General features: G+C 34.2%; 22 protein-coding genes. 2 read left to right on the forward strand and 20 right to left on the reverse strand.

Annotated elements, in window-relative coordinates:
- Window positions 1-353: 353 nt before the first annotated feature.
- The 19 genes from atpC to DYH56_RS13995 all read right to left on the reverse strand — a co-directional run bounded on the left by atpC (window position 354) and on the right by DYH56_RS13995 (window position 17,051).
- Complete coding sequence (gene atpC, locus DYH56_RS13905) at window positions 354-755, reverse strand: ATP synthase F1 subunit epsilon (protein WP_114643484.1); 402 nt, start codon at window positions 753-755, stop codon at window positions 354-356.
- A 3-nt stretch (window positions 756-758) separates the two neighbouring features.
- Window positions 759-2,159: a F0F1 ATP synthase subunit beta gene (gene atpD, locus DYH56_RS13910; protein ID WP_114643485.1), complete on the reverse strand. Its 1,401-nt coding sequence runs from the start codon at window positions 2,157-2,159 to the stop codon at window positions 759-761.
- Window positions 2,160-2,180: 21 nt separating this feature from the next.
- Window positions 2,181-3,035, reverse strand: a complete 855-nt coding sequence (gene atpG / locus DYH56_RS13915) for an ATP synthase F1 subunit gamma (protein WP_114643486.1) — start codon at window positions 3,033-3,035, stop codon at window positions 2,181-2,183.
- A gap of 13 nt (window positions 3,036-3,048) precedes the next feature.
- On the reverse strand, window positions 3,049-4,551 hold the full coding sequence (gene atpA / locus DYH56_RS13920) for a F0F1 ATP synthase subunit alpha (RefSeq protein WP_114643487.1): 1,503 nt from the start codon (window positions 4,549-4,551) through the stop codon (window positions 3,049-3,051).
- A gap of 18 nt (window positions 4,552-4,569) precedes the next feature.
- The gene (gene atpH, locus DYH56_RS13925; RefSeq protein ID WP_114643488.1) at window positions 4,570-5,094 is read right to left on the reverse strand and encodes an ATP synthase F1 subunit delta; all 525 of its coding nucleotides are present in this window, start codon (window positions 5,092-5,094) and stop codon (window positions 4,570-4,572) included.
- Window positions 5,091-5,597 (reverse strand): F0F1 ATP synthase subunit B, encoded by a 507-nt coding sequence (atpF, locus tag DYH56_RS13930; protein ID WP_114643489.1) that lies wholly within the window; start codon window positions 5,595-5,597, stop codon window positions 5,091-5,093. The genes atpH and atpF overlap by 4 nt, the downstream gene beginning before the upstream one ends.
- A 60-nt stretch (window positions 5,598-5,657) precedes the next feature.
- Entirely contained in the window at window positions 5,658-5,927 is a 270-nt protein-coding gene (atpE, locus tag DYH56_RS13935) for an ATP synthase F0 subunit C (RefSeq protein WP_028855184.1), read from the reverse strand.
- Window positions 5,928-6,022: 95 nt separating this feature from the next.
- Entirely contained in the window at window positions 6,023-6,820 is a 798-nt protein-coding gene (gene atpB / locus DYH56_RS13940; RefSeq protein ID WP_114643502.1) for a F0F1 ATP synthase subunit A, read from the reverse strand.
- A gap of 113 nt (window positions 6,821-6,933) precedes the next feature.
- Window positions 6,934-7,311, reverse strand: a complete 378-nt coding sequence (locus DYH56_RS13945; RefSeq protein WP_114643490.1) for an ATPase — start codon at window positions 7,309-7,311, stop codon at window positions 6,934-6,936.
- Window positions 7,312-7,413: 102 nt separating this feature from the next.
- Window positions 7,414-7,629 carry an AtpZ/AtpI family protein gene (locus tag DYH56_RS16485; protein ID WP_114643491.1) on the reverse strand — a complete coding sequence of 72 codons (216 nt, stop codon included), beginning with the start codon at window positions 7,627-7,629 and terminating at the stop codon, window positions 7,414-7,416.
- A 302-nt stretch (window positions 7,630-7,931) separates the two neighbouring features.
- Window positions 7,932-9,086 (reverse strand): MFS transporter, encoded by a 1,155-nt coding sequence (locus DYH56_RS13955; RefSeq protein ID WP_114643492.1) that lies wholly within the window; start codon window positions 9,084-9,086, stop codon window positions 7,932-7,934.
- Window positions 9,087-9,403: 317 nt separating this feature from the next.
- Window positions 9,404-10,120 carry a class I SAM-dependent DNA methyltransferase gene (locus tag DYH56_RS13960; protein ID WP_310739964.1) on the reverse strand — a complete coding sequence of 239 codons (717 nt, stop codon included), beginning with the start codon at window positions 10,118-10,120 and terminating at the stop codon, window positions 9,404-9,406.
- Window positions 10,121-10,285: 165 nt separating this feature from the next.
- Window positions 10,286-11,695 (reverse strand): phosphoglucosamine mutase, encoded by a 1,410-nt coding sequence (gene glmM / locus DYH56_RS13965; RefSeq protein WP_233500049.1) that lies wholly within the window; start codon window positions 11,693-11,695, stop codon window positions 10,286-10,288.
- 3 nt (window positions 11,696-11,698) lie between these two features.
- On the reverse strand, window positions 11,699-12,223 hold the full coding sequence (locus DYH56_RS13970) for a Gx transporter family protein (protein WP_114643494.1): 525 nt from the start codon (window positions 12,221-12,223) through the stop codon (window positions 11,699-11,701).
- A 2-nt stretch (window positions 12,224-12,225) separates the two neighbouring features.
- Complete coding sequence (gene purB, locus DYH56_RS13975; protein WP_369928975.1) at window positions 12,226-13,668, reverse strand: adenylosuccinate lyase; 1,443 nt, start codon at window positions 13,666-13,668, stop codon at window positions 12,226-12,228.
- Between the two features lie 14 nt (window positions 13,669-13,682).
- Window positions 13,683-14,126 (reverse strand): hypothetical protein, encoded by a 444-nt coding sequence (locus DYH56_RS13980; RefSeq protein WP_114643496.1) that lies wholly within the window; start codon window positions 14,124-14,126, stop codon window positions 13,683-13,685.
- Window positions 14,127-14,403: 277 nt separating this feature from the next.
- A complete protein-coding gene (gene rimI / locus DYH56_RS13985; RefSeq protein WP_114643497.1) occupies window positions 14,404-14,829 on the reverse strand; it encodes a ribosomal protein S18-alanine N-acetyltransferase in 426 nt (141 codons plus the stop codon).
- Window positions 14,830-15,078: 249 nt separating this feature from the next.
- Window positions 15,079-16,005 (reverse strand): signal peptidase I, encoded by a 927-nt coding sequence (gene lepB / locus DYH56_RS13990; protein ID WP_114643498.1) that lies wholly within the window; start codon window positions 16,003-16,005, stop codon window positions 15,079-15,081.
- 227 nt (window positions 16,006-16,232) lie between these two features.
- Window positions 16,233-17,051: an N-acetylmuramoyl-L-alanine amidase gene (locus DYH56_RS13995; protein WP_202922760.1), complete on the reverse strand. Its 819-nt coding sequence runs from the start codon at window positions 17,049-17,051 to the stop codon at window positions 16,233-16,235.
- Window positions 17,052-17,200: 149 nt separating this feature from the next.
- Here DYH56_RS13995 and DYH56_RS14000 point away from each other — a divergent pair, with 149 nt between their 5' ends.
- Both DYH56_RS14000 and DYH56_RS14005 read left to right on the forward strand, forming a co-directional pair.
- Window positions 17,201-20,182: an insulinase family protein gene (locus DYH56_RS14000; protein WP_114643499.1), complete on the forward strand. Its 2,982-nt coding sequence runs from the start codon at window positions 17,201-17,203 to the stop codon at window positions 20,180-20,182.
- Window positions 20,183-20,311: 129 nt separating this feature from the next.
- Entirely contained in the window at window positions 20,312-21,514 is a 1,203-nt protein-coding gene (locus DYH56_RS14005) for an amidohydrolase family protein (RefSeq protein ID WP_114643500.1), read from the forward strand.
- Window positions 21,515-21,648: 134 nt separating this feature from the next.
- On the opposite strand, the gene DYH56_RS14010 is transcribed toward DYH56_RS14005, so the two are convergent.
- A complete protein-coding gene (locus tag DYH56_RS14010; protein ID WP_158539163.1) occupies window positions 21,649-22,335 on the reverse strand; it encodes a 4Fe-4S binding protein in 687 nt (228 codons plus the stop codon).
- Window positions 22,336-22,615 lie beyond the last annotated feature (280 nt).

Raw genomic sequence — 22,615 nt, forward strand, 5'->3', positions numbered from 1 at the left:
CTGCTATCATTCCTTTAACTTGGAGAGAACGTATTTTTAAAATTTATGGAAAAGATCCATTGATTTGTCCTAATTGTTTTACCGAAATGAAGCTAACTTCTTTTCATCATAAAAAATATGGAGATTTACATTATTCTTAAATTTTTACAACTTAATATTTTCGAAGAAGCTTATTTTCTAAGCCCCTTTTTATATACATTTTTTTATTCATTTATTTCCTAAAAGTAATTTTTCCTCTAAAAATTCTTTACCATCCAACTAAATTTCTTCTTTTTTACAAATATTCAAATTTATAATTTCCTAGATAATAAAAAAAGGAAAGATGCCGTGGCACCTTTCCTTTTATTTTAAATCTATCTATTTTCTACCATTCCTATCTTAGTCAAAGCTGATTGCAGAGCTTTTTGCGTTACCGCAATATCTCTGTCCTCTTTTAACTTAGCTAACTTTTGTTTAGCTAATTCTGCTTCTTTTCTAGCTACTTCCACATCAATATCCTTGATATTGATAGCTTCATCAGCCAGGACTAAAGTTCTATCTTTGGAGATCTCCAAAAAACCACCGGCTACAAAGAATTTCTCCTCAGTACCTTCAGAATTTATCTTCATCTCTCCTACAGCTAATTCTGCAACTAAAGGAGCATGTTTTGCTAATATACCCATGTCACCCTCAGAAGTTCTCAAAATTACCCTTTCAACTTCCATTTCTAATACTTTTTTCAGAGGAGTTATAACTTCTAATTTAAAAGTCGCCATATCTTATTCCCCCTTCATTACGTCTCTTCCCTTTGCGATAGCTTCTTCTATACTACCTACATATAGGAAAGCTTGCTCAGGTAAGTCATCATGTACTCCATCCAAGATCTCTTTAAATCCTTTAATAGTATCTTTTACAGGTACATATTTACCGGACATTCCAGTAAATTGCTCTGCAACAGCAAATGGTTGAGAGAAGAATCTTTCGATCTTTCTAGCTCTACTTACCGCTAATTTATCTTCATCAGATAATTCATCCATTCCTAAGATTGCGATGATATCCTGAAGTTCTTTATATCTTTGTAATACTTCTTGTACATCTCTAGCTACTTTATAGTGTTCATGACCTACAACTTGCGGATCAAGTACTCTAGATGTAGAATCTAGCGGGTCTACCGCCGGGTAGATTCCTAACGATGCGATTCTTCTAGATAAAACTGTTGTTGCATCTAGATGGGCAAATGTTGTTGCTGGAGCCGGGTCAGTAAGGTCATCGGCAGGTACGTATACCGCTTGAACCGAAGTGATAGATCCAGTTTTTGTAGATGTGATTCTCTCTTGAAGAGATCCCATCTCACTTGCTAAGTTTGGCTGGTATCCAACTGCTGAAGGCATTCTTCCTAATAGCGCTGATACCTCTGATCCTGCTTGAGTAAATCTAAAGATATTATCGATAAAGAATAATACATCTTGACCTTCCTTATCTCTAAAATGCTCAGCTACTGTAAGACCAGTTAATGCAACCCTTTGTCTTGCACCAGGCGGTTCGTTCATTTGACCATAAACTAATGAAGTTTTATCTAAAACTCCTGATTCAGTCATTTCATCAAATAAGTCTCTACCTTCTCTTGTTCTTTCTCCTACTCCTGCGAATACAGAAAGTCCTCCATGTCCCTTGGCAATGTTATTGATAAGTTCCATGATAAGTACAGTTTTTCCTACTCCTGCTCCTCCAAATAGACCGATTTTTCCACCTTTTAAGTATGGTGCCAATAAGTCTACTACTTTGATTCCAGTCTCAAGAATTTCTACCCCTGTTCCTTGATCCTCAAAGTTTGGTGCATCTCTATGTATAGGAGCTGTCTCTTCAGCACTTACTTCTCCTGCTTCATCGATTGGCTCGCCTAATACGTTTAAGATTCTACCTAATACTGCTCTTCCTACTGGAATAGTTATAGCTGCTCCAGTATCTGTTACCTTCATTCCCCTTTGTAAACCATCTGTTCCATCCATTGCAACGGCTCTTACAACATTATTTCCTAAATGCTGTTGAACTTCTGCAACTAGAGTCTTACCATCTTCTAACTCTATCTTGATAGCGTTATAGATTTTTGGTAAATCTCCTGGGAACTTTACGTCTACTACAGGTCCTATTATCTGTATAAGAGTTCCTTTATTTTCCAAAGTTCTCCTCCTCTTTTATTATTATTGCTGTGCCAGTGATCCACTTACGATTTCCGCAATTTCTTGTGTTATGGCAGCTTGTCTAGCTCTGTTAAATTGCAGAGTTAAACTTCCTACTAATTCATCGGCATTGTCTGTTGCATTTTTCATGGCAGTTTTTCTAGCTGCATGCTCACTTGCTGTATTATCTAATATAGCTTGATATAATACTATATTTAGATATTTAGGCAACAATGTCGATAATATATATTCTGCTGATGGTTCAAAGATGTACGGCTCATTGGATTCACTCTCTACTTTTTCAATAGGAATAAGTCTTTTTGTCGTAAGATCCGAACTTACAGCTGAAACAAATTTTGAATAAATGATATATACTTCATCAAATATATCTTCCAAATAAAAATCAACGATATTTTCACTGATTTCTTTTGCTTTTTCAAACATACTTTCTGGAATTAATTGGATATATTCACCCTTCAAATCATAATCTCTTTTTTTACAATAATCTCTACCTTTTTTACCCACGGCAATTATTGAAACTTTCTTATCTGGATTTTCAGCCTTTAGTCTTTCCAGAGCTTTATTTGCCTGGGAATTAAATCCCCCGCAAAGTCCTCTGTCAGAAGTCATAAGTACAACTCCTATCTTCTTAACTTCAGCTTTTCCATCAAACAAAGAATTTTTCTCATTCTTTATCCCAGTTGCAATATTACGTAATATTCCATCCATGGCCTCTGAATAAGGTCTTGATTCTCCTACTAATTTAGAGTATCTCTTGAATTTCGTAGAAGAAACAACTTCCATTGCCTTAGTTATTTTATGGGTAGATTGTACTCCTTTGATCCTGCTCTTTATTTCTTTAATATTCGCAGCCACAATCTCACCTCACTTAACTAAAATTTGCTTTAAATTCTGATATAGCCTTGTCTATCTTAGCTTCTAAATCTTTGTCTAAAGCTTGCTTTTCTGCTATTTCATCTAAAATAGTAGAATTATTTCTTAAATCAGCTATTAAATCAGTTTCAAATCTAGCGATATCTTCTAATTCAATTGAATCTAAATGACCTTTAGTTACAGAGTAGAATGAGATTACTTGCTCCTCTACTTTATACGGTCTATATTGAGCCTGCTTTAACATTGCCATGATTCTATGTCCTCTTTCTAACTGAGCTTTAGTTGCCTTATCCAGGTCAGAACCAAATTGTGAGAAAGATAATACTTCATTGTATTGAGATAACTCTAATTTAACTTTAGAAGCTACCTGCTTCATAGCCTTAATTTGAGCCGCTCCTCCAACCCTTGATACAGATATTCCTGCGTCAACTGCCGGTCTTTGTCCTGCATTAAATAGGTCTGTAGTCAGGAATATTTGCCCGTCTGTAATCGAGATTACGTTTGTCGGGATATATGCTGCTACGTCTCCTGCTTGAGTTTCGATGATCGGTAAGGCTGTAATTGATCCAGCTCCCATCTCATCAGATAATTTAGCCGCTCTCTCCAATAATCTACTATGTAGATAGAAAACGTCTCCAGGATATGCTTCTCTGCCTGGTGGTCTCTTTAATAATAATGACATTTCTCTGTAAGCGATGGCATGTTTTGTAAGATCATCATAGATGATTAAAACGTGCTCTCCCTTTTCTGAGAAGTATTCTGCCATTGCTACACCAGCATATGGTGCAATATATTGTAATGAAGCTGCTTCAGATGCTGTTGCTGCTACTACGATTGTGTTATCCATAGCTCCTGCATCCTCTAACTTTTTAACTATATTTACTACAGTCGATCTTTTTTGACCAATTGCTACGTAAACACACTTAACTCCAGTACCTTTTTGATTTATAATTGTATCGATAGCTACTGCTGTTTTACCAGTTTGTCTATCTCCGATTATAAGTTCTCTTTGTCCTCTACCGATTGGAACCATTCCGTCTATTGACTTGATTCCAGTTTGCATTGGCTCATGTACAGGTTTTCTTTGGATGATACCTGTAGCTTTTTTCTCTATATTCATTCTAGTTTCGGCTTTTATTTCACCTTTACCATCTATTGGATCTCCTAGTGCATTTACTACTCTTCCTAATAACGCCTCTCCTGCTGGAACAGATGCTATTTCTCCTGTAGCTCTTACTTCATCCCCTTCTTTAACTGCAGTTGCGTCTCCTAAAAGTACCGCACCTACGTTATTTTCCTCAAGGTTTTGAACCAATCCTCTTACACCATTTGGAAATTCTAATAATTCTCCGGCTTTTGCATTGCTTAAACCGTATATTCTAGCAATTCCGTCTCCAACTTCTACTACAGATCCTGAAGTTTTTATATCTAAAGATTTTTTATAATTTTCGATCTCAGTCCTTATAATAGAACTGATCTCTTCCGGTCTAATTTTCAACTAGTACACCTCCTACCACTATTTTTTCCATAAAGTTTCTAGTTGCCTCTTGATACTACCGTCTGTAATTTCGTCCCCAATTTTAAGGATTCCACCTGCGATAATAGAGCTGTCTATCTTTACAGTTAAGTTTATTTTTTTACCTGTTTTTGTTTCTAATTTTTTAATTAGATTTTCTTTTTGTACTTCACTAGGTTCTAACGCAAAGGTAGCTTCTACATCTACTATTTGATTTTTTTCATAATAGATTTTTAAAAACTCTGCTACAATAGATCTAATGTCTAGTAGTCTGTCTTTATCAATTAAGTAATCTACTATATCCATCTCAACTTCATCCAAGGCAGGAAATACTTTATTTACAAAGTTTTTCTTATCTTCTTTTGAAATAAGCGGATGAGCTACTAAATTTTTAAACTCTACATCATTTAAATATGTTTCCATAATAGAATTAAGAGTTTCATAGACTTCAGTTACTTTATTTTCTCCTGCAGCAATATCGTAAATTGCTACAGCATATCTTTTTCCTACTTTAGCCCCTATCATTTAGTATCCCCTACCTCATCAATGAATTGGTCTAGTAAGTTTCCTCCTAGTTCATTATTCATCTTTTCATTGATCATCTTTTCAGCTAATGTCGCTGCCAACTTAGTAGCTTCAACCTGCAGTTCTTTTCTAGCTTGAGATTTCATCTTAGCGATATCAGCTTCTGCTGTTGCTATCATCTTTTCTCTAGTAGCGTGTGTTTCTTTAAGAATATGTTCTTTTCTGTCTTCAGCCTTTTTTTCTGCCATAGTTATTATCTTGTTAGCTTCTAATTTTGCTGTCTTTCTTGTCATGGCTGCTTGTTCATTTAAGCTAGCCGCTGCTTCCCTATCCTTTTTAGCGTGAGTTAATTCTCCTGCTATTTTTTCTCTTCTTGTTTCTAAGAAATCATTCAATGGTTTATGAAAATATTTCTTGAAAACAAAAATAAGTATAACAAAGTTTATTATTTGCCAAAATAGATTAATATCTATACCTACTGCTGGCATGATTGTCTCGTTCAAACTAACTACCTCCTCTCTTAGAAATTTAATCTAAAACCTATCTATTAGATTCAAGTTAGTTTATCCTAATAATCCGATGAATGGATTTGCGTATAATAATATTAAAGCGATTACTAATGAGTAGATACCAGTTGATTCTGAGATTGCTTGACCCATTACCATTGTAGAGATGATATCTCCTTTAGCTTCTGGTTGTCTTGCTACTGATTCTACTGCTTTACCTGCTGCATAACCTTCTCCTATTCCTGGCCCTAATCCTGCGATCATTGCTAACCCAGCACCTAAAGCTGAAGCTGCTAATATTATTGTTTTTGCTGTCATCATATCCATAATTTTTTACCTCCTGAAATTTTTTTATAAATAATTTTTGTTATTGCTTAGTCTTTTGTTGCCGTTGATCTCTGGAACATAGTGTATACGAAACTTTAAATTCTGTATTCATCTTCTGCTAATGATCCTTGAATATATACCATTGTTAACATGGTAAATACGAAACTTTGTACTAGACCTTGAAATAGATCAAAGTATAGATGTAATGGTGCCGGTACTACTACTGGTGCTGCCATATATAACAGTCCCATGATTACCATACCTGCAAATGCATTACCAAACAAACGCATAGAGATATTAGTTGGTTTAGCTAATTCTCCGATTAAGTTCATCGGTAACATAACTGGAATTGGTTCACACAATCCTTTTGTATATCCTTTTATCCCTTGTTCTTTGACTGCCATTGATACAAACATGTAAGTTGTTATTAGAGCTAGCCCTAATGTCGTGTTGATATCTGCCGATGGAGATCTCAGTAATGGAGATATAACAAGCTGTCCATTTACTGTGCTGAATCCTGGAATTGGAAAAAATGATGTAATATTAGATATAGCTATAAAACTTATTAAAGCTGATATATACACTACAAATTCCCTTCCTCTTCTACCAAACATCTGTGTCACTAAACCATCATACACATCATATAATGTTTCGAAAAATGCCTGTTTTTTTCCTGGTACCATCTCAAGATTCTTTAATCCCCAATTAAAAAATAGGAAAAATAAAGCTATCAATACCCAGGTTGTTACAACTGTAATCGTTACTGGAATCCCATATCCTCCATTTGCCATTTCCATAGCGAACGAAAATTTATGAGGAGTCGGTATAAAAAATACTACCTTCGGTCCTTCAACTAGTGGTGGCGTAAGTATACTTACTGCTCCAGCTTTCACAGCAACTTTTAATATAAAGTTTATAACTACTGCTACTGCTATTGCTACCCCTGCAAAGACTTTAAAACTCATTGGTTTCTTACTCATAGTAAAACTACCCTCCTTTCATGAAGTTAATTTTTTAATCTGTGTTTCAATTTATTTATAAATCCATTAACACCAAATAATAATATGTTGAACTTAACATTTAAAAGTCCCATTCCTCCCATTACAATACCGCTAAATCCTAAAAATTTAGCCATTATATATAAAAATATACCATATACAAAATACCTTTTAGTGTATCCTAATATCGTTATTTTATTAGCGTTTGAACTGTGGACAGAAACTTCTGCATCCCTTATGGTCATATATAGAGTCAGAAGGGAAACTAAGGAGCCTCCGAACATAGCCAGCAGCACTAATTTATCCAAAGTTACTATCCCGTATATAAGTATCAATGCCGATGTTATCACACTATTTCTTATGAGTATTTTTAATTCTTTTCCCATTATTCTACCTCGTTTTTTATTTATTTCCACCCTATAAAATTTACTCTATTTTTTGCTATAAAGTCAATCTTTTTATAGACTCAAATTGTGCTTAAAACAAAGTTATTTTTTTTTCATTATGAGGCGGTAAGCATTATAAAATCCCCCTACAACACCTAATATAATAAAAAAAACAAATAAAAATATATTTTCACCTATAAATTTTGCAATTACTTTATAGATAAAAATACATATCAGAATACTAAATATTATAGTGAATCCCAATTGAGTGAGTAAAGATAAGTAATAAAATATGTCATTTTTGCTGCCCATATCCATATCCTCCCACTGAGATTTCCATACAAATACTTTACTACCTGCCGGTCGATTGTGTCAAGGTATATATATTTAAACCTTTCTTGTTATAATAATAATACATTAGTATTGTTTTTTCATTTAAATTCTTAATTTTCCATTAAATTTATACTTTTTTTTGCTTTTATTTCCGTTTTTGCTACAGTAAAGACTTATATACATTTTCAAAGTTATTAATTTCACTAAAAATTTTATCATATAATGTGCAAAATGTAAACGTTTTTACTCGGAAAACTCAAAAATTTTAGACCTCTTGTTATTAATATTTAGTCATTATATTTTTTAAATTTCAAATAAAGTGATATAGACAGCATCAATACAGTGGTTATTACCCCTATTCCCACAGTTGCCGCCACATCAAAATTACTATTTACCCATCCGGAGATGGGAGAATATATTATCCCTCCTACAGATCCGGAGGTCATTATAAAGGTCATCAGACTGGGGCTTATATTTTTTCTTCCCTCGGTTCCTAAAGCTATGATAGATGGATATAGACTGGAAAATCCCAGCCCCAAAAGACCTACGAAGATATAGGTGATCCAAACCCCTGAAACCAGCATCAGAGTAAAATACGATGTCAAAGCCACGATTAATAAAGTTATAACTATATTATTCACCTTAAATTTATGGCCTAATTTACCGGTCAGCAATCTTCCTCCTGCTATAAATAACCAAAATATTGAAAGGGATACCTTGGCTTCTCCCCCATGAGCACCTTGATTCACCATATATTCCACTATCCAATATGAAAATATCATCTCTGTAAAAACATATAAGAAAAGCATCCATGCCGATAAATATACCTTAAGATCCCATTTAATTGAATCACGATTATTTTCATTGTCTTCTTTTTTATGGATCACACCATCAAAATTTGTCTTGAGAGCTAAAAGAATAACTGCAATTACCAAAATTAAAAGTATAGTATACACCATATTCCAGCTGAGATTTATTCCAATCAATGCCGCTGCTACAATAGGAGTTATTACTGCACTTATAGAATATGAAAAATGCAGAAAATTAAGTTTTCCGGTTCTATCTTCGGTAAATGTATTCATAATCAAATAACTCCCCAAAGATATATATATTCCTATCCCCAAGCCTGACAGTATTAATCCCACCATGAATATATTTATATTTTTTGTCAAAATCATAAAAAATGTTCCAACCAATATAAACACACTGGACAAAATAACCTCCACCCTCAGTGGAACTCTCTCTAAAAATACCTTATTGGCGATTACCGTAACCATACTTGCCGTTGAAAATACCGTGAATAAATATTGTAATTTAGATGTAGTTATTCCAAAGCTGCCTGCCATCTCTAATTTTAAAGATCCCTGGGATAAAAAAGCTATCCCCATATACGCAAACATGATATATGATATCATCATGATATTTTTTCTGTTTTTTTCCATTTTTTCTCCCTTTAATCACACTCTCTCCTTTGACATCGTAAAAATCATATTTACTAAATATAATTTTTTCGTACTCGTCAATCGGGGAAATACTTACTTTGCCACCAATCTACACCAATTTTATAATTTTTTATAGTTACAGCACAGAAGTCTTTTTTGTCACGAATTGCATGAATTATTATAAAATCTATAGAACGCAGATTATAATCTGAATAAGAGAGATACGAATATCTTTCGTGTTATTAGCGTAATTCGCGGTTAAATTCCCCAGATCTCTGTTCTTAATTATCAGTGTCCTTTGGTGGCTAAGTTTTTAGTTATTTTTTCAATGTAAAGAATATTCTTTCCCCTGCTAATTCTGAGTTTTCTTCTACTTCCACTACCTGGAACCCTGCCTCTTTGGCAGTATTCATTATCTCATCTACAGTAAATATCTTCTTTACATATTCCTCTGTTATCTTTTTAAACATCCCATTTTTCTGTTTCACAAAGAAAGTGGTATCCACATAATCTACCCCTTCCTCCATATCCTCCTCGTGCTCCCAGATGATCATTATATCTCCCCTGTCATCTATAAAGTTTCCTCCTGGAAACATCTCATCCATGAGTTCCCTGGTTACTACATCAAAGATATACAATCCATCTTCATTTAAGTTTTTCCACACACTGGAAAAAGTTTTCTTCAGCCCTTCCATGGAGATCAAATGATTTACCGTATCGAAAAGAGAGATAACAACATCATGTTTTTTATCTAATTTTAACTCCCTCATATCCTGCACATAAAATGATGCCGCATCTATCTTTCTATTGGCTATCTCCACCATCTCTTTAGACAGATCCACACCTGTCATCTCATAATTAGGGAGTAATCTGAGGAGGACTTCTCCTGTCCCACACCCTAAATCTAAGATAGTTTTAGGAGCATCTCCATATCTTTCTATCTTTTCTTCGATGATATCCTTCCATCCATCATAATCTGCATATTCCATCATTATATCGTATACTTTGGAAAAATTTTTATACATATTCATCATCCTCTTTTTTATAAATTTAAAAGCCTTGACGCAGACTAAAATCTGACGTTTAAATACAGACAAAACCAAACTTTCTTATTTGATTTTGTCGTAAAGAGTCTTCTTTTCCAAAGTCGTTTCAAGTCAGCGTCTAAATATTTAGAATTTTAAGCTCTCAGTCTTTAGTTATCCCAATTCTTTTTTTACCACTTGTGCTATCTCTTCCGCTACTGAATCTACCTGAGTTTTATCCTTTCCCTCTACCATGACTCTAACCAAAGGTTCCGTCCCAGAAGTTCTGACTAATACCCTTCCTAACCCGTCCATCTCTTTTTCCTTTATCTTTATGATTTCTTTTATTACACTATTCTCATTCCAGGTATTTTTCTTGGAGTTTTCTACCCTTACGTTAACTAAAATTTGCGGCCAGTCAACTATACCTGATACCAATTCATCTATAGATTTACCACAGTCACGGAGTGCTTCTACTAATTTTAAAGATACTAAAACTCCGTCTCCTGTAGTGTTATAATCCGACATTATTATATGCCCCGATTGTTCCCCTCCGAGATTTAATCCCTGCTCCTTCATCTTAGCTATTACATATCTGTCTCCTACATTAGCTCTCACTAAAGTAATCCCTTTATTTTCCAGGTATTTTTCAAACCCCATATTACTCATGACAGTAGTCACTACCTTATTATTATTCAACTCATCTTTTTCTTTTAAATTTAAAGCCAATATAGATATGATCTTATCTCCATCTATTATATTCCCGAATTTATCCACTGCCATCAGCCTGTCAGCATCTCCATCATAGGCCAATCCCAGGTCTGCACTGTACCCCACTACAACTTTAGCTAAAATTTCTGGATGAGTTGACCCGCAATTTACATTTATATTCGTTCCATTGGGCAGGTCATTTATAGATACTATCTCTGCTCCTAATCTTGAAAATACTGACCTAGCCAATTCAAAGGCTGCCCCATTGGCTGCATCTAAGATTATTTTCATCCCTGAAAAATCTCCCTTTACAGTAGATAATAAGAAGTCTCTATATAGGAAAAAGTCATCATCTTCCATAAGTACCTTCCCCACTTTATCTCCTGCTACACATTCCTTTGAGATCTCCTCATAGCTGTCCATTAAAACTTCCAACTCTAACTCTATCTCATCCGGCAGCTTCGTTCCATTACTCCTGAATATCTTTATCCCGTTATCCTTAGCCGGATTATGAGAAGCTGAAATCATTATTCCTGCATCAGCTGATTTTATTTGAGTAAGGTATGCTACACCTGGAGTTGGCAGCACTCCTACATAGGTAATATGAACACCCATAGAAGATAATCCTGCCATTAGAGCAGACCTCAACATATATCCGGATATTCTGGTGTCACTTCCGATAACTACATTTATCTTTTTTTTATCCGGGTTTTTTTTCTTTAAATAATAAGCCAGGGCATAACCTAATCTCATGGCTATATCCACTGTTAATTCCCTGTTGGCTTCTCCCCTTATCCCGTCTGTTCCAAAATACTTTCTCTTTTGCATATTGTATCCCCCTGTATTTTTCTCTTTCCTGTACGGGTAATTCATGAATTACCCCTCCCGTAATTTCAATCTGCTGGCTATAACTCCTATTATTCCCCCTGAAACAACCCCTATCCCTAAAAATATCATTATAAATATCAATATGGATCTTCCCATAATATCAACACTCCTGAATAAGAGGAAATACACCACTATTAATTGTACTATATTATGAGTGAGAGCTGAAAAAATACTTATTGCCACAAGACTTACATGTTTTTTTAAACCATATAAAAAACACATGGCCCCTGTACTTATTACTCCGGATATCAAACTTATAAAAAATCCCGGGGTAAACAGGGTTCCTATCATCATTCCCTGAATAAGAACTCTTAAAAATAAAACCTCAAAGGCCATTTTTTTTCCAAATTTTACTAAAACTATTATCGTAGCTAAATTAGCTAACCCCAATTTCATCCATGGAAAGGGTTTTGGAATTATAGTTTCAAACAACGAAAAATAGAGAGCTAGCAGCACAAAGGCCACTAAATAAAGCTCTCTCTTTTTATTTTCGTTTTTTTTATTTCTTTTCACAACTATACTCTTAAGCCAGCTTCCATTCCAAGTAAGTGCTCATATTTTTTTATGATTGGGTTGATCTCTTCCTCTATAAATTCCACTGTTTGTTGAGGAGCAAATCCAATAAAGTTTTTAGGATCTAAGATTTTTATTAATTTTTCTTTGTCTATATTAAAATATTCATCAGCTAAGATTCTTTCAATAAGATCGTTCTCTTTTCCTTCTATCTTAACTTGTTTCCCAGCTTCCATGGAATGTTCTCTTATTCTTTCATGCAGTTCCTGCCTGTCTCCACCATTTTTTACCCCTTCCATGATGATATATTCAGTTGCCATAAACGGCAGCTCAGACATGATTCTCTTTTCTATCATCTTTGGATACACTACCATTCCATCGAAAATGTTTTGCATAATTACCAAGATTGAATCCACTGCTAAAAATGCCTGGGGTACAGATAATCTCTTATTTGCTGAGTCATCCAATGTTCTTTCAAACCACTGGGTAGCTGCTGTCATAGCTGTACTCTGCTGCATAGCTATTACGAATTTTGCTAACGATGATATTCTCTCACTTCTCATCGGGTTTCTCTTGTATGCCATAGCTGAAGATCCGATTTGTTTCTTTCCAAATGGTTCCTCTATTTCCTTTAGATGTTGTAATAACCTGATGTCGTTAGTCAATTTATGAGCTGTTTGAGCTATATTCGATAATAAGTTCAATGTTTCTGAATCTATTTTCCTGTCATAAGTCTGGCCAGTTACCATAAATCTTCTGTCAAAACCTAATTTTTTAGAAACCATGATATCAAGCTGCTTTACCTTATCATAATCCCCATTGAATAACTCTTCGAAACTAGCCTGAGTTCCAGTTGTTCCCTTCACTCCTCTGAATCTCATATTTTCCATTCTGAATTCCAGCTCTTCAAAATCCAACATTAAACTTTGTAACCATAATGTAGTTCTTTTCCCTACTGTAGTCAACTGTGCAGCTTGGAAATGTGTAAATCCCAGGGTAGGAAGATCTTTGTATTCCATTGCGAAATCAGACATATTTTTAAATATATTTACAAACTTCTTCTTTAAGATCTCATATCCGTCTTTTATTTGAATTAAATCCGTATTATCCCCTACATAAGCAGAAGTCGCTCCCAGATGGATAATTGGTGCAGCTTTTGGTGCCTGTACACCAAATGCATGTACATGAGCCATTACATCATGTCTTACCTCTAATTCTCTCTTAGCTGCAACATCGTAGTTGATGTCATTCACATATTTTTTCATCTCTGCTATCTGTTCATCGGTTATATTCAATCCTAATTCTTTTTCTGATTCTGCCAAAGCAATCCAAAGCCTTCTCCAGCTTGAAAATTTCTTATTCGGTGAAAAGTTTTCTAACATCTCTTTAGATCCATATCTCTCTACTAACGGGTTTGAATACACATTCATCATTCTTCTCTTCATCTCCTAATATATTTTTATCCACCACATTTTATGGTAGTTATTAAACTTTTTATTTCTTCCTTCTTTTTTTCCAGGTGACACATTATTTTTTCTACATCTTCCTCGGATTTGATGGTCCAAGTTAAAGTTAGTGTGTCTCCCTCTAAATTTTTAGGTATTTCCACTGTTAATCCCTTAGCTTTTATGGAATTAGACAACCCCTTTACCTTATTCATAGCCCTATTCATAATGGGATTCCTGTATTCTCTTATGATCTTTAAAAATTTCACTGTATCGTGCTTCCTGTTATTTTTTAACTCTATCCCCATCTCACTTATAAAGTCTAAAAAATTTATACCCTTTATATTTTTTAATTCCTTAAAAAATTCTCCTACCTCTTTTTCAGTAGAATATGAAAGATGCAGATGCTTTTCTGCAAATTCTATTACGTCTTTATCTTCTATAAATTTATATTCCATTCTTTACTCCAATCGCTTCTCGCGAAACTAAAACCTTTTTTTCTTACACAGATCACTATAGATTTTCAGAACTCTCTCTTCTGTTCTCCCTCTTGATGACATTGTAAAATTCACTTTTATTAAAAGTAAATTTTTCGTACTCGTCAATCGAGGGAGATGTCCGAATGGACAGTAGGAGTTCCCACTGTGTTAATCTTTTTTATCTGTGATATCTGTGTCAAAATTTTAGTTTTTAGTTATAAGTTTTTAGTTATAAGTTTTTAGTTCGTGATTAATTTTATTTAGTAAACAAATATACTATGCCGTCTTCCCCTGTATCACCATAATATCCCTTTCGGATATTGATTTTTTCAAATCCCAGACTTTCATAAAGATTGATCGCTGTCCCATTGGATACTCTGACTTCCAACATCAGGTTTTTATCCAGGTCTCCCAATACAAAACTCAGAAGTTTTTTTCCCAGCCCCCTACCTCTATAGTTAGGAGAAACAGCTATCTTTATAACTTCATATACATCTATACTGTCCAGCAAGATGATATAACCTGCCAGTCTCTTTCTATTAAAAATTCCTAAAAATTTATAGGATGGATTTCCATACAGATCAGCCAGAGTTGATATCCTATAACTGTTTTTAAAGGAAATTTGCTCTATGTCAAAAAGATCCATCAATTCATTCTCTTCTACCTCTCTTATCTCTATCATTTTTTTACCCTACTCCTTATATATATACTTTTTTGTCACGAATTACACGAAGTCTTACAAAGAAAAGCTATCAACACAGTGGCACAGAGATCAAAGAGGTTCACAGAATTTTTTATTAGTGTCATCCGCGTCCATTTTTTTCAGTTCTTCCTTTTACGAAGAGGAAGATGTCCGACAGGACAGAAAGAGTCATTTTTAATTTTTATTAACTGATAATTAGTGTTTATTGGTAGCTAAAAATATTCTTTTTTATTTCAACAACCCGATCCTGTTTAAGGGCCAGAATCGCACAAAAGCTTTTCCTTCAATCCTGTGTTGGGCTACAAATCCCCAAAATCTAGAATCAGAACTATAATCAGTATTATCTCCTAAGGCCAAGAAATAATCCTCAGGTATGGTAGTTTCTACAGTTTCTCCAGCCAATAACTTTTTTAGCACCTCTTCGTCATGGATATAATCCAGTATCATCCCTGTCTTTTTACCATTTATATAAAAATCTACCTCTGGCAATACCTTAGCCAGTGCCCCTGGGGTATCTAACAGCAATTTTTGTACTTCGGCTATATCTACATTATTTTGTTTGAATACTTCACTGTAATTTTCCATGGGAATTATAATAAGTTTGTCTCCTTTTTTAGGAATTATCCACTGATTATATCCCAATTCTCCTAAGTTGGAGTACCTCCTGTCAGTTATCTGATTACCGTCTATTACCAGCCTTTCACCATAGATCTCTACAGTCTCACCAGGCAAGCCCATAAGTCTTTTTGTATACAGTACCTTATTTCCCACAGGTTCCTTGAATACGATTATATCTTCCCTTGAAGGTTCGGTAAACTTATAGATCACCATATTCCCAAATAATCTATCCTTTGGAACAATAGTCGGAATCATAGACCCTGTAGGCACTAAAAAATTTCCCAAATAAAATTTTTGAATTATAAGCACTAAGATTAATGCCGACCCTACGGCTTCAGTGATATTAACAGTTATTTTTATTCCTTTTTTTGCACCTTTAGATCTTATATTTAACTTTTTAATTATAAATTCTGAAAATCTGTCTCTATAAACTCTTATCTTTGCTACTACTTTTTTCTCTTTTAACCATAAGAAAATAAAAAAAGTCGTGAGTATCACATAAAATACCCCGTTTATTATCAATTTATTAGTTTCCATATCAGCCCTGATCCTCCTCTGAGTTCCTTATAATATCTGCATATTTTACCATATTTATCATTTTTTTTCCATGAATAAAGAACCCTAAAAAACTAACTACCCTGATCTCTCTTCTCAGATCACCTAATTATCACAGATTATTTTTGAATTACACACCTTTCTGCTAAATAAAGATATTTTGTATAATCCGTGTCTAAGGTTTTCTTTTTTCATCTTTTACTTATTCCTCAATCATACTTTTCATTGAGTGCTTTCAAGATTGCAAAGGTCTCCAGGTCCATCTCCCCAGTCACCTTAGCCGGCCTGAAATGAGCCTGAAAAGCTCCTATAACCTTTATGGTCGTTCCATCTTTTTCCCCATTTATATCAAGTCCATACCCATATCTTTTGAGTTCCATCTGAATATCTGCTTCACTATATTTTTCGTATAGATCCTGATCATAGAATTTCTGAAAATCTGCCGCATTATACCAGGCTCCCACACCATATTTCCTATAGAGGTGCTCCCATGGAAACATGGGCCCCGGATCTTGTTTTCTCGCAGGTGCTACATCTGAATGCCCCAAGATATTTTTAGGGGATATCTTATATTCTTTCACCAACTCCTGGAGGAGTCTTCCTATTTTTTTTATCTGGTAATCCTCATAGGGATAAAACTCCCTGTTGGCTATATTTTTAACTTCATTCTCCGTGTCCAGGTCTGCAATTGTTTTTTTATATCCCTTGTTGACTACCTCTATCCCTATGGAGCTGTCATTTAGGTTGGTTCTACCTCCGAATTCACTCTGGCCTGCATGCCATGCCCTTTTTTCAACGGGAACCAATTGATATATGGAATCCCATCTTTTATCCGTCACCAGATAATGAGCACTTACCTCTCCCTGAGTCAGGGTTCTAATAGATCTTTCTGTATCAACCGCTGTATAGTGGAGTATTATAAATTTAACCCTTTCATTATACCCTGTTGCTTTATAGGTCCTATTATCCACCTTATAACAAGAGGTAAAAATTAATGCTCCCGCTATCAGTAATATTATCCTTATCATCTTTTACCTCCCGACCGCCTATGGCGAATTAAAAATTATCTCAATTTATTATACCCTATTTCCCACTATCCTATCCGAAAATTTGTTATTACATTCAATATAGTGTAAACTTCTAGTAATTCTTTAAAATATATACAAATGGAGGCACTATGAAATTACTGATAATACTTATGACCCTTTCTTTCCTCATCTCTTGCGGTAAGAAAGAAGAGGAAAAAGAAACCTTTAAACTCATCGAAACGAGAGAGGTTAAAAATTTAGGAGCTACAAGTTATATCTATGAACATATAAAGACAGGTGCTCGTGTTATTTATTTAGACGACCAATCCCCTGAAAAAGTTTTTGGCATTGCATTTAAAACTCCTGTAATAGATGACAGCGGCGTAAATCATGTATTTGAACATGCTGTTTTACAGGGGTCAAAAAAATATCCCGATAAAAATCTATTCTATGAACTGGATACCAAAAATATCCCGTCATTTTTAAATGCCATGACCGGACAGGACTATACAGTCTATCCATTTTCAGCAGTGGAACCAAAATCCTTTAATAATCTGCTGGATATCTACTTAGATGCTGTTTTCAATCCGTTGGTATTAGAAGATGAAAACACCCTGAAAAGAGAGGGATGGAGATATGACAGAAACCCAAATAACGATGAATTAGTCATAAACGGGATTGTCTACAACGAGATGAAGGGAGCTTTTTCCAATCCATATAGAAACCTGTCCTTTAGAATGAACAGACTGATGTATCCGGATCCTATGGCTAACTACAGATTTTCTTCTGGAGGATTACCCAGCAGCATCCCTAATCTGGATTTAGATCACCTCATAAAAACTCATAAAAAATACTATACCCCTTCTAATTCCATTGCAGTCTTAGCAGGAAAGCTGGATATAGAGAAAAAACTCGCTAAATTAGATGAATATTACAGCCAGTATGACAAGACAGAGGTCGCTGCAATAGAGACTCAGAATACACAGTTAAAAGACGAGTTTCACAACGAGAGTTATCCAGCCCCTAAGGGATCACCAAATATCTATATCTATGGAACCCTTATGAAACCTAAGACACCTCTGCCAGAGCTTATGTTCATAACATCCCTATTGGCTGACTACGAGATCTCCCCATTGAAAAAATTATTTGTGGATAAAAAAATTAGTGGTAGTTTTGGACTGTATAATGACAGCACTATCCAGCCTAGAGGATACTACCTTATCCAGGGAGCAAAAAAAGAAGAGGTCGCTGAATTTAGAAAGTTGATGGATGCCAAGATGAGAGAGGTCGCTCGTGAAGGGATAGACCCGGAGATAATTGATCTGGCTCTGAGAGACTATAAAAAACAACTGGCTAAATCCCAGTATTCCAAAGAAAGAGCCTCGGACCTCACAACAAGTATAGCTACAAGTTATTTTTATTATGATAAGCCCTATTTATTTATCTCTGGCGATAAGATAAAAATATTAGAGGACTTGGCTGATAACCCTGAAAAAATCAAACAGCTAATAGGTGAATATTTTGTAAACAACACCAATAAGTTAGAGATTTTCTTTACTCCAGATGAAAGTCTTTTAGCTGAAAATGAAACTTTAGAAAAAGAAAAATTAGACAAATTTGAAAAAAATCTAAATAGTGAAGAATTGACAGATTTAAATTCAGATATCAAAAAATTCAATGCCTGGTCAAAGGAGCCTGTAGATAAAAAAATTATAGATTCTATTCCCAGTATAGAATTAAAGGACCTTTCTAATTCTGAGATTCCCACTGTAAAAAGAAGGGAGGAGAATATAGATGGTGTCACATTTGTAGACAACGATATCAATACCTACGATATCAACTTAGTTTCTTTAAAGTTTGATACCAGTGGATTTGACCAGTCTGAAAAATTAGATTCGGAATTATTTTCATATCTCATGTCAGCCAGCAGTACCAAAGATTTTTCCTTTGAGGAGGTCTCCAATAATTTAACTAAATATTTTTTCAAACTCGGCTTAAACAACAGGACCGTCCTTCTAGATAACGACAGTATCTCCAGGAGGTTCGTAATAAATTTTGAATACCTTCAGGATGATAGTGCAGAGGTATATAATACCCTGGAAAATCTGTTCTTAGAGGGTAACTTTGACAATAAGTTAGAAATAAAGAAAAGATTAGAGGGTCTCCGGGACTCTATTCTGACCAGCTCCTCAGATGCTAATGTTATCAACAGGATGTCGGTAATCAAAGCTATGTCTATGATCAATCCAAACTATAGCTACTATTTAGATGAGGAAGTTAATTTCGGCGGAAGAGGTTACTATGTCTACCCTCCTATGCTGGCTAAGATAAATAATATTCTTGACAATTATGATGATAATTTCCCTCAGTTACAGGAGGATATGAAGAGCATCCGGGAGAAAATATTCAATAAGGATAATTTACTTATCTTCTATGCCAACAGGGACAGCTATGAAAAATTTAAAACAGATATCACACCTTTTCTGGGTAAGATGAAAGACACCCCTGCCCCCAAAATAAGTTATGGAAAGTTAGAAAATTCTAAGTTAGCCATTACAGTACCTGCCCAGAACGGATCGACCTCTTGGGGGAATAACCTGACTGATATGGGCTATAAGTACAACGGGAAATATAAAATTATGTCTAATATGATCAACGAATATTTAAATAAAAAGATCCGAGTACAAAATGGTGCCTATGGAGCCTGGTTCTATATCACACTGAATAGGGATATCGTGGCTTCATCTTATAGGGATGGAGAGGTAGATAAAACTATCGATACCTACAAGGAAATACCCGATTACTTACAGGGTGAGCTGGATATAAAGCAGGAAAAATTTGACGGATTTATCCTGAAAAGTATGGCAAAATATTATCAGGCTTATACTCCCGATACCCTTATGAACCTGTCATATACCCACTATCTCTATGATATAAGTTTAGAAGATATGGAGCAGGAAAAAGCGGAAGTTTTATCTGCATCTAAAAAAGATATATCGGAATTTATAGAAATAATGACTAAGTTTAGCCGGCAAAAATATTATTCCACTGTAAATAATGAAAATATCATAAAGGAAAAAGGCAGTAATTCCCACTTCGATGAAGTTATTGAATTTGAGGAGATAAAGTAAGATAAGCCTAATATATAAACAAAAAAGCTGTGGAATTTTCCACAGCTTTTTTTAGTTTTGATTTTTTAATTTTTTTAAAGCATAATTAATTAGTTGCTATTATACTTTTTATTTGAGGAGGTTGTCACCATGAAAGAATTTATTGATAGTCATTGCCATATATTTAATATTGTTGATATTCCATTGTACGAAACTATCCAGGGGAAGGTAAATTTTAATACTTTTTCAAAACTTTTTTTTGTCCCTTTAGCCGGTGGATTGTACGCAGCCAATAAAATTAAAGAAATCGAAAAAAAGAAAGATTTTATTAAATTTTTCGAAAGAAGCTTAGAAGAGAGTATATTTAAATTTGAAAAACACCTATTGGATTTAACCGGCGGTAATACCGATATATTAATAACACCCTTAATCATGGATTTTGATTATGTAAAAGAAGATGGGGATAATTTTTCTAATTTAAAAGCTCAAACTGAAAGGCTGTTAAATGCTGTTGATAAGGCATCAGCAAAATTAAAGATAAAAATATGTCCATTTATAGGTTTTGATTTAAGAAAACTAAGATATGCCGACGGGCTGCAGCAGATACAAAATTTATGGAAAACTTATGGATCTTCTCCCCAAAATACCACTATAAAAGAAATTAAAAACGGAAGTATCCTGGGGATAAAACTGTATCCTCCAATGGGATTCAACCCTTATCCTGCAAATAAGGAAAGATATTTAGAATTTTACAGGTGGTGTATTGAAAAAGATATCCCCATTACTGTTCATTGCCAGGAAGGAAGTTATGGGGGAGGCAGCACAAAAAAAGAGATTAAAAATTTTACAAACCCTTTAAATTGGCTGAAACTTTTCAGCGACAATCCTGACCTTAAAAATTTAAAAATAAATTTTGCACATTTTGGAGGAGAGGACGGCGTAGAGGATATGCTGGACCCTTTAAAATTTTGGGTTGGAGGCATAGATAAAAATTCATGGACCTACACCATAATAAAACTACTTCAAAAATACCCGAACACATACTCCGATATATCAGGATATAATTATGGGAAGGACAAACTAAATGATTTTTCCAGCAACCTTAGAAAAGTTATTGAATTTGATTATAAAGGGCAGTTTACAGAGGGAGAATTCAGACTCAAAGATAAACTTCTATGGGGTTCCGATGTACCTATGGTTTTATCCGAGGACTCCTATGAGGGACATTATAAAAATTATTTTAACCAATTTGATAAGGTGGTTAAATCGGCAAGTATCAGTAATCTTCATAAAAAAGAATTTTTAGAAAATCTCGTTATGAACAATCCCAAGGAGTTTTTAAATTTAAAATAGCACCCTATCTCTCACTTCGATGAAACTATTGAATTTGAGGAGGTATAGTAAATAAAATAAAGAGAAGTAAAAAAGGAGTTCCTAACTTAGGAGCTCCTGACTTTTTTGACACAAATTTTGATAAAACCTATATATTACTTTTTCTTAAAAGAGACCTTAACTTTTCCATAAGATAGAGTCCCCTTAACAGGGCAAATACTTACACATTCAAAACAATTTATACACTGGCTATTTCTAACACTACTCTTATCAGAAATAGATATATTCATGGGGCAAACTTTGTTGCATTTCTTACAATTTATACAACTTTCAGTATTTTTTTTGATAGTAAAAATCCTTGTTAGACTTGCAAGACTATACTTAGTTCCCTCTATACATAGATAACTACAAAATGGCCTCTCAAACAACATAGAAATAACGAGGAAACTAATCATTATAATTAAAGAGATAGAAATCATAACATTAGAAATATTTTTACCTAAAATTATAAATGTTTTATAACTATTAATAGTCTCAAAAAACATAGTGCCTATACCTACAATTGTAAATATCATAAGAATATATCTTGAAAACTGCAGGTATTTTTGTATATTCTGTGGCATTTTATATTTCTTTTTAAAAATCTTATTTCCAATGGCTCCAAAGAATTCCTGAGCAGCTCCATAAGGACATACCCAGCCACAGAAGAAGTTACCCATTAACAACGAGATGGGAAGTAGTACAATAAATATCTTTCTAAATTCCATATATAATCCAGTCAATAAGAAACTTAAAAATATAAGTTGAACAGTATTCCTAATTATTTGTATCTTTTTTTTCAAAATCATCAGCTCCACATAATTTGATTTGTGCAATTTTTAAATCTTTGTTGATTTTATCAAAGTTTTGTGAAAAGATTGTGTGCACTTTAAATAATTTATATTATTTTTTTCAAATCAAAAAAAGCTGTGGAATTTTCCACAGCTTTTTATATCTTACATATTTTCTTTTACTTTTGCTACTATATCCTTTGCTCTTAATCCGTATTCATCCAATAATTGGTCACCTGTTCCAGATTGACCGAATTGATCGTAGATTCCTAATTTCTTGATAAGAGTAGGA

Source organism: Psychrilyobacter piezotolerans, assembly GCF_003391055.1.
GTDB classification, from domain to species: Bacteria; Fusobacteriota; Fusobacteriia; order Fusobacteriales; family Fusobacteriaceae; genus Psychrilyobacter; species Psychrilyobacter piezotolerans.